Origin of the sequence: Mesorhizobium sp. M7A.F.Ca.US.002.01.1.1 (assembly GCF_004022955.1) — a bacterium.
GTDB classification, from domain to species: Bacteria; Pseudomonadota; Alphaproteobacteria; order Rhizobiales; family Rhizobiaceae; genus Mesorhizobium; species Mesorhizobium ciceri.
In genome coordinates, this window is the sequence record NZ_RZQE01000345.1 from 1 (window position 1) to 6378 (window position 6378).

At 56.9% G+C, this 6378-nt stretch carries 6 protein-coding genes; 2 read left to right on the top strand and 4 right to left on the bottom strand.

Features of this window, described 5'->3' with window-relative positions:
• Window positions 1–30: 30 nt before the first annotated feature.
• Both EN932_RS25855 and EN932_RS25860 read left to right on the top strand, forming a co-directional pair.
• A complete protein-coding gene (locus EN932_RS25855) occupies window positions 31–378 on the top strand; it encodes a DUF2934 domain-containing protein (protein ID WP_027160800.1) in 348 nt (115 codons plus the stop codon).
• Between the two features lie 630 nt (window positions 379–1008).
• A complete protein-coding gene (locus EN932_RS25860) occupies window positions 1009–1158 on the top strand; it encodes a hypothetical protein (protein WP_086081318.1) in 150 nt (49 codons plus the stop codon).
• 83 nt (window positions 1159–1241) lie between these two features.
• On the opposite strand, the gene EN932_RS25865 is transcribed toward EN932_RS25860, so the two are convergent.
• From EN932_RS25865 to EN932_RS25885, 4 genes are all read right to left on the bottom strand, one after another.
• Window positions 1242–2192 carry an EamA family transporter gene (locus EN932_RS25865; protein ID WP_127370153.1) on the bottom strand — a complete coding sequence of 317 codons (951 nt, stop codon included), beginning with the start codon at window positions 2190–2192 and terminating at the stop codon, window positions 1242–1244.
• 115 nt (window positions 2193–2307) lie between these two features.
• Window positions 2308–2727 carry a VOC family protein gene (locus tag EN932_RS25870; RefSeq protein WP_127370152.1) on the bottom strand — a complete coding sequence of 140 codons (420 nt, stop codon included), beginning with the start codon at window positions 2725–2727 and terminating at the stop codon, window positions 2308–2310.
• Window positions 2728–3109: 382 nt separating this feature from the next.
• A complete protein-coding gene (locus tag EN932_RS25880; protein ID WP_127385211.1) occupies window positions 3110–3757 on the bottom strand; it encodes a hypothetical protein in 648 nt (215 codons plus the stop codon).
• 262 nt (window positions 3758–4019) lie between these two features.
• Window positions 4020–6230 (bottom strand): P-loop NTPase fold protein, encoded by a 2211-nt coding sequence (locus EN932_RS25885; protein WP_164753780.1) that lies wholly within the window; start codon window positions 6228–6230, stop codon window positions 4020–4022.
• Between the last annotated feature and the right edge of the window lie 148 nt (window positions 6231–6378).

The following is a 6378-nucleotide window of genomic DNA, read 5'->3' on the forward strand; positions in this document are numbered from 1 at the left end:
GTTCAACCCTGACCCCAAGGAGGACTGACCATGAGCGACGACCGGGACGACAGAATTCGTGAGCGCGCCTACCAGATCTGGGAACGGGAAGGCCGCATGCAGGGCGACCCCGAGCGGCACTGGCACCAGGCCGAGGCCGAGATCGACCGCGAGGGAGCCCTGCCGCTGACGGCGGGCGACGCGCTGCCTGAAACCGGCGAGATCGCCAGCTCCGACGTGCTGGAGGTCGAGGCGCTGGCGGTGCGCACCGGCATCTCCGGCGACGAGGCACAGGAACTGCTCGACCGCCTGGGCAACGACCGCGCCGCGGTCGAGCAAGCCGCGCGCAGCCTGAAGGCCAAAGGGCGGCGAAACCCCGATGAGGGACTGGCGAAATAGTCGGAAGACGAAAAATGCCGGCTAGGCTGCGACGGCTGATCGGCACGAAAAGCCCGCGCCTCTGGCGGAGGACGCGGGCCGATCGGAGGGCCGATCTTCGGCAGGCGATGGAGGGCACCACCTGCCGCATCCACTAACAATTAGCTTTGGCTAATGTTCCGTCAAGTTGGATCTGAATTTGCTGCGTTGGAATGTCCCCTCCGCCGCAATTGCGCCGCTGGCCTTGGTGGCCGCCGGCAGGCAGCTTGCGTCGATGGATAGGAATTTTTTCTTGACGGGGTGAGGGCAGCTATGCTACATTTTTGCCTATGGTGCTGATTTGCGCCAGTGACCCGCCACCCAGGCGGGTTTTTGCGTTTTGGCCGGCGCTCGCCGAATTTCGACGTTGCCAGAAAGCGCCGACGCCAAAGCTGCCAATCTCCCCACTTGTGGGGGAGATGGCCGGCAGGCCAGAGGGGGCGCCGTAGAGTGCCGCCTTCGAACGGGTGGATCATTTGGATCGGAACGGCGTTGAGCCCTGACACAACCGGGGAATGAGCATGGCGACGAGGCGCAGGCGCTGGTCGGCAGGCCGGGCCGCCCGGCAAGCGGAAACCTTGATCAGGGCCAATCCTAGCCAGGGAGAGCGAGATGATCCGAAAACTCAAGGACGGCAAATACCGGCTGTATTCGCGGAAGAAGGACGACAAGACCGGCAAGCGGCGCAACCTCGGAACGTTCGATACGCGCGAGGCGGCGGAGAAGCACGAGAAGGAGGTGCAGTATTTCAAGCGGCATTGAGAGGCGGCCTCTGGCTGTCGCGATGGTGACTCACCAAACGCCAATGCGGCCGGCGCTGAATACAGCCGTCACCCGCAAGATGTCTACGCCACGCGTGGTTGAGCTGGCCTGACCACGGTGGCGAGGACGATGCCGGCGACGATGAAGGCCGCGCCGACCAGATCGTAATCGTGCAAGCCCTCGCCGAGCAGCAGATAGGCGAGCACGGCGACGAACACCGTCTGCAGGTAGAGCAGCATGCTTGCCCGGCTAGCACCCAGCGTTTGCACGCTTTTGTTGTAGAGATAGTACATCAAGGCGCCGCCGGGGCCTGCCAGATAGGCGAGCGCGAGAAGACTGTGGAGGTTCATCGCGGAGCGTTCGTCGTTGAACAATTCCCACGCATGGAAAGGCAAGGCGACCAGCGCACCGGCGCCGAGCAGCAGCACGACCATCGGCAGGAGTTCGATGCCGAATTTGGCACGGCGCAAAAGCACGGTGTAGAGGCCCCAGCAGAACGCGCTGCCGACGATCCACAGCTCGCCCGCGTTGACCTTGAGTTGCAGCAGCGCCCCCAGGTTGCCGTGGGCGACGATGAAAATCATCCCGGCAAGCGCAACCAGCGCGCCAAGCGACTTCCACAGGCCGAGAGGCTCGCCAAGCACGAAACGGGCGAGCACCATCGTCATGACAGGCGACAGCGCCATGATGATACCGGCCGTGGTGGCGTCGGTGTGGTTGAGGCCGTGGTAGATCATACCTTGGCACAGCGTCAGGCCGATCGCCCCCACGGCGACGACTTCCACGGCGCGCGTTCGCAAAAGCCCGATCATCGCCTCGTGATGACGGTGCACGATCGGCAGCAGGATGGCGCAAGCCAGCGTCAGCCGCCAGAAGCAGAGACCCCAGGGCGGCATTTCAGGCGCCACCCATTTGGCCGCGATATAGACACCAGCCGAAAGCAGCCAGCACAGGACGGCGGCCGGATAGCCGGCCAGGGAGGATATGGGGCGCACGGGTTGCACGGCTTGATGCGCTATCGGCATTGCCTGCATGTCATGCCCCCTTCGATGACCTCGGCCGGACGGGGGAATATAGCCTGTGTCGCTAGGTCGTGCATCCGTTTTGAAAGGCGAGAAGGAAGCTGCTCGGCCGATCGTGAAAACGATGTCAGTCTGCCTTGTCGCCGGAAGGCATTGCGGAAACGTCCATCCACATCGCGCCCACGGCATGGCCATCGGGATCAGCGAGGTCGCGTGTGTACATGAACCCGTGATCCTCGATTGGATTGATGTCGGCGGTGCCACCGTTCGCGGCAGCAGCTGTGGCCATCGCATCGACCGCCTCGCGGCTGTCCAGGGACAGCGCCAGCATGACCTCGCTGGACGTTGAAGGCGGGATGGGGCGCGTGGTCATCGTCTGCCATTTTTCACGGCTGAGCAGCATGAAGTTGATGTGGTCGCTCCACACCATCCCGGCGGCCGCCTCGCTGGTGAAGCTGGGATTGTTCTTGAACCCGAGGGATTCATAGAACGCCCTGGATGCCTTCACGTCGGTCACCGGCAGGCTCACGAAAATCTTCTTGCTCATCGATCATTCCTTTGATTGTCGAGGTGCCAGCGAGTGGCGCCTGCTTTAAGACGGTTGACTGCGCGTAGATCCGACACCGCATCTCAATTTTTTTGAATCGCCGGCGCAGGGGCACGGACGCCGAAACCGAGATCGACCGCGAGGCAGCTCTGCCGCTGACGAAACTGGTGAGATCGCCAGCTCCGACGCGCTGGAGGTCGAGGCGCTGGCGGTGCGCACCAAGCGAGGCGACCTCGGCCGCGTCGGGCGGCCGAACCAGAGGCGCCGAATTTGCGGGCGCCTCCGTATTATGATCCAAAAAGACACCGGGCGAGCGACAATCTAGCCCCTTCGTATTGTCGGTGGCAATGCGAAGCAAAAAAACAGCCTAGAAAGACGATGCTCAGTCGACTCCGGTATTAACCCCGGTTATCAAAGTAGCTGCACGATATTCAAGGTCTTTGACTTTCTGCTGCAGGTCGTAGTCGCTGCTGGCGAATAGATCGTGATCGCCCACGCGACAAACGAAAAAGTCGTAGAAGAACTCAATCGGGCTTTGGGTTACCAAGTCACTCAGATTATCCGGGAGAGAGGCCAAAACAGAGCTCGCCTTAACAATCTTCGTACCTTGCGCACCAAATGCGAATACGAATGATTCGGGGGAATTATCGACCATCCTTTCACACTGCTTGCGCAGTCTAGGTTTGGAATCAACGCTAAGCCCGTATCTGGTATTCTTATTAATTTTGGATTGCACTTGAATTCCTTTTTGAACTAATAATCCATCGAAGGACAATTCAAGGCTTATGAAGAGGTCGGCTCCAGTTCTGGTTTCTTGTCCCGATTGCTTGTCGGAAATATGCGTTGCAACACTCCACGTGACGCCTCCGTCTGAGAAATTGGACATCCGCTCATCCAGAAGGGTAACAAACTTCTCACTGTAGCGCTCTTCTCGCCCTTTGACAGTCACCAGCTTTAGTCGAACGTCTCGATCTACGGCCGCGACCTTCTCAGCCGCCGCCCTCATCGCATGCTCGAAACGAGTAAGCATTCAGTGGCTTCCTTTTGCGGGATTCTTCATCAGATCTCGGCCTTGGGCTGTAGGTTGCCAATCGGTTCTCTGTGTGGTTCGTGCGGTCTCTGTTCCCGGCTTCGTTCATGGCGATGGGACCGCATGGAAACTGCCGTGATTTTTCTGAAGACCTTCCTTCAGTCGCGCGAGTCTGTCTGATCGATTCACCAGCGACTTCTGAGAACTGCAAAACGTTAAGTTTAATCCGGATGCCGACACCAAAATTCCTTGGCTTCAACGACTACCTATCGTCGTCATCCACCGGCCAATCACTGTCAGGCGCTTGCCCAGCAAGAATTCGTTGCGACCCATTCACGATTGCTTCCAGCATTCTACGCTGACCACTATCTAGCTTGCCATTTTTGAGATGCTTCTTTCCGGCTTCTATCAAAACCTCTAAATCATATAACTCCGGTTCTGGATGATTCCTCATGGAGTAGGTTCGAACGGGGGCACCGACACTATGAGCTGTCAATCCATCACCTACTTTGACCATAAATTCCGCGTTATCTTGCATCCCAGAAGCAAGCCATGCCTTGGGTTCTGCGGGTGTGGCCAAGTATGCCCAGGCCCTTGCTATATCGAAATAGTACGGCGCGGATAATAGGCGGCCCTCGGCCGCCGCCGTCAATATCTTCGATAACAGTATTGGCCCAAGCTTGTCGAAGGCATCTTTTTCGATGAGAGGGGCATCTCCGCTTTCCGCCCGAAACACCCCGATGCTTCGTCCCATATCGACAAACACGGTCGCGCAAAATGCTGCTGATTGCGCCTTTTCGAAAGCTTCAAACAATCGAATGCCTGCATCACCCTTTTGCCAAGCTTCGAGCATGTTCCTAATGAGGAAGCGGATTTGTGCCTTAGGCCCAAGGGATAGGAATGGTGGTTCCCAATCTATTGCCAGCACCTTCTCTCCGATCTTGAAAAGCTCGTCCAAGAGCGTTTGGGTCGGTCTGGCAGGATGGCGACCACGGTATCGTATCCTAAGTTCGTCCAACAATAGGCCGATCATAGGCTCGCCTTTACTGTTAAAGCGCGACAAATATTGACCCAAGGTATTCGCGATCAACCCGCTATTGTCTAAGTTTGCCAACAGCGCATCAATGACCGACTTTGGGATAGAATCCTTCGGTAGTCCCCAGCCGAAATAGGTCTCGTATCCCTCTTTGCTGCCGATGCCGCGACGCCTCATTACGTCTTCATAGGGCTCGCTGCTTATGCTATTTCCTCCCAGCCATTTTGCAGATCCGGGAAAGAGCGCAGAAAGTACATTAAGGATCTGCGGAACGCGTTCGTTGTCAGGATATCGTCGCTTGAGGTTCTCTACTGCGGCGGTCTTGGCTTCGTCTCCGGTCATTGCGAAGCGCCCCTCAGAAAACAGAAAATCGCGATTGTCGCGAACCCAGTTGAATGCCGCTTCGTCGAAGAGCTTTAATCCCTCCATTGCCAATAAGTCTTGTGCGTCGATTTCGTTTTTAAATGTGGGCCAAGCCATTTTCACCGCGTTTGCCAATTTAACAACGTCGCGAGGGGAATTTATCCATCGATGTATTCCATCTATGACAAGATATTCCCACCGACTGGTGCGGTCTTGCGTCGCAAGAAGGAAGGCGATCTCACGATCGAGAATCTTGAGCAGAGCGTGCCTCTGCGGCTGTGGCAATTCGATTTCTTGCTGAATAATCTTCTCGGCGTATTTCGGCCCGCTCCTTTGTAGGTTGCCATCAAGTGCGCTCCAGACGATCTGGCGGTCGTACGATAATATGTAAACAACATTCGGTAGCTGGCCAACCGTCTTTACCATCTGCATGATTGACCGAACCTCGTGGTCCTCAAGTCTATCTAGGTCGTCGATCGCGACCACTATGCGCCTTCGTGAATTGCGCAGCTGTAGCTTCAATTTTTCGTATGCCAACTGAACCGAAGGTTCGTCGAGAAAACGGCCGATCATGCCGTTGATAGATTTCTTCGCCATTGCACCCGCGAAGCCCGCCCCAACCTTAGTGGGATCAACCGCCATGCCGAGAGTGGCGAGCGCCTCCACAAGTGTGTCGGCTGGACCCCTAACGTGGCGCAGAAACCCTTTTCCTTGGCGCTTCCACCAGTTGTCTTTGGTGCCGAGGTTCTCGGTGAGAACCTTGAAGAACGAGGCCATCAGATCTTGGTGGCCCGCAACTATCCAGGGTCTAAAATCAATGAACCCTATTCGATTTCTTTGGTCTTCGAGTTCTTCATTAAATTTATTGATATGAGCTTTGACGAAATTGATCGTGGTCGATTTGCCGCTGCCCCAGCGACCGTGTAGCCCAATTACATAGCCATTGGGCGCGTCGAGGTCACGAATAGCGTTGAAGAGCATTTTGGCAAACGGCGCGTACCCGAGCAGGTCGTCCTGCCAAGGATTGTCTTTGGGCAGATCGTCACCAAGACTATACTTCTGTTCATTTGACATGCCATCACCCCGTCCCGATCTTCGATATCGCACAGGGCGTTGGGGCGGCCAAATCATTTTTCTATCGCGCAAGCGCAGCAGAAATCCTCATCTTCTCGGACCATTCTCATGCGGCCACTGCTCGTCTCCTCACCCCCCCCCCATTAAC

Bases quoted from the DNA above. Each gene is read 5' to 3' on its own strand.
- EN932_RS25855 (WP_027160800.1), top strand. From the start codon at position 31: ATGAGCGACGACCGGGACGACAGAATTCGTGAGCGCGCCTACCAGATC.
- EN932_RS25860 (WP_086081318.1), top strand. From the start codon at position 1,009: ATGATCCGAAAACTCAAGGACGGCAAATACCGGCTGTATTCGCGGAAG.
- EN932_RS25865 (WP_127370153.1), bottom strand. From the start codon at position 2,192: ATGCAGGCAATGCCGATAGCGCATCAAGCCGTGCAACCCGTGCGCCCC.
- EN932_RS25870 (WP_127370152.1), bottom strand. From the start codon at position 2,727: ATGAGCAAGAAGATTTTCGTGAGCCTGCCGGTGACCGACGTGAAGGCA.
- EN932_RS25880 (WP_127385211.1), bottom strand. From the start codon at position 3,757: ATGCTTACTCGTTTCGAGCATGCGATGAGGGCGGCGGCTGAGAAGGTC.
- EN932_RS25885 (WP_164753780.1), bottom strand. From the start codon at position 6,230: ATGTCAAATGAACAGAAGTATAGTCTTGGTGACGATCTGCCCAAAGAC.